Origin of the sequence: Methanobrevibacter sp. 87.7 (genome assembly GCF_002208625.1) — an archaeon.
Taxonomy (GTDB): domain Archaea; phylum Methanobacteriota; class Methanobacteria; order Methanobacteriales; family Methanobacteriaceae; genus Methanarmilla.
Window position 1 is genome coordinate 1 of record NZ_MRCT01000250.1, and the last position, 1,629, is coordinate 1,629.

At 25.4% G+C, this 1,629-nt stretch carries 1 protein-coding gene; it reads left to right on the forward strand.

Annotation, left to right across the window (positions count from 1 at the left end):
- Positions 1-475: 475 nt before the first annotated feature.
- Positions 476-1,471 carry a ketol-acid reductoisomerase gene (ilvC, locus tag BGI41_RS08025; protein ID WP_088540178.1) on the forward strand — a complete coding sequence of 332 codons (996 nt, stop codon included), beginning with the start codon at positions 476-478 and terminating at the stop codon, positions 1,469-1,471.
- The last annotated feature ends 158 nt before the right edge of the window (positions 1,472-1,629 follow it).

Genomic DNA, 1,629 nt, shown 5'->3' on the forward strand with positions numbered 1-1,629 from the left:
TTTAGTTTTTATTTTTTTTAGGTATTTTTTATTTTTTTATTATTTTTCTAATTTTTATTTTTATATAATTTTAATTTCTAATTTTTTTAAAATTTTTCTTAAATTTTTTAAAATTTTTAATACAAAATTATTGGAAATATTTACAATATACTTTTAAATTTTTTTATATATTCTTTTTAAATGAAATTTTTATTAATTCAAAAATTGACATTTATTAATATTATGTTTTTATACTTAGATTATTTAAATCATTTATTAGTATATATTTACAATTGGCTAATTTTATGTATTTTATTGTAATAATGTTCAATTTATTTACATGGATTAAGTTTATAAGTAATGAAAATTAAACTATAAAATAATATTACTGTAACAAAATGTTATTTTAATATTTTTTATTACAATAATATTTATTTAGATAAAAATTATTTTTTCTAATAATCTTTTTTAAAAATCATTAAAGGAGTTTATTAACATGCAAATGTATTATGATAAAGACGTTGATACAGACGTTATTGCAAATAAAACTATCGCTGTTATTGGATACGGAAGTCAAGGTCATGCTCAATCTAGAAACATGGCTGACAGTGGTTTAAACGTAATTGTAGGACTTAGAGAAGGCGGAAATTCTTGGCAAAAAGCTAAAGATGATGGTATGAATGTAATGACCATTGAAGAAGCTGCTAAAAAAGCAGATATCATCCACATCTTAATTCCTGATGAAATCCAAGAAAAAGTTTACAATGAACAAATTAAACCATACGTAGAAAGTGGAAACACTTTATCATTCTCTCACGGTTATAATATTCACTTTGGATTAATTGAACCAGATGATGATGTAAATGTTGTTATGTTTGCACCTAAAGGACCTGGTTCTATGGTAAGAAAAACCTACCTTGATGGTTTTGGAATTCCTGGTCTTGTTGCAGTAGAACAAGATGCTACTGGTGACGCTTTACAATTAGCTTTAGGTATGGCAAAAGCTGCTGGATTTACTAAAGCAGGTGTTATTGAAACTACTTTCAAAGAAGAAACTGAAACTGATTTATTCGGTGAACAAGCAGTTTTATGTGGTGGATTAACTGAACTTATTAATGCTGGTTTCCAAACTTTAGTTGAAGCTGGATACCAACCTGAAATTGCATACTTTGAAACTTGTCACGAAGTTAAACTTATTGTAGATATCATCTACCAAAAAGGTTTCGAAGGTATGTGGAAAGATGTAAGTAACACTGCAGAATACGGTGGATTAACTAGAAGAAACACTGTTATTGGTGAAGAAGCTAAAAAAGGTATGAAAGAAGTATTAAAACAAATTCAAGATGGTACCTTTAAAGATGAATTCGCTGATGAATATAAAACTGGTTTCGCAAACTTAAAAGAAATGAGATCTGCTGAAAACAACGAACAAATTGAAAAAGTTGGAACCAGACTCAGAAAAGCTTGTGGATTACAAAAAGATGATGAATAGATTTATTCATCTTCCTTTTTTATTTTATTAATTTGTACTATTTTTGCTATTTTTAGTGTTTTTTATTTTATTGTAGTTATTTTTAGTTAATTTCTATTTTTTATATATTTTAAGTTTTTTTAGCTATTTTTGTTTATAGTAAATGTTTTTAAGAGTTT

Coding starts and splice junctions, on each gene's coding strand:
- ilvC (WP_088540178.1), top strand. CDS start 476: ATGCAAATGTATTATGATAAAGACGTTGATACAGACGTTATTGCAAAT.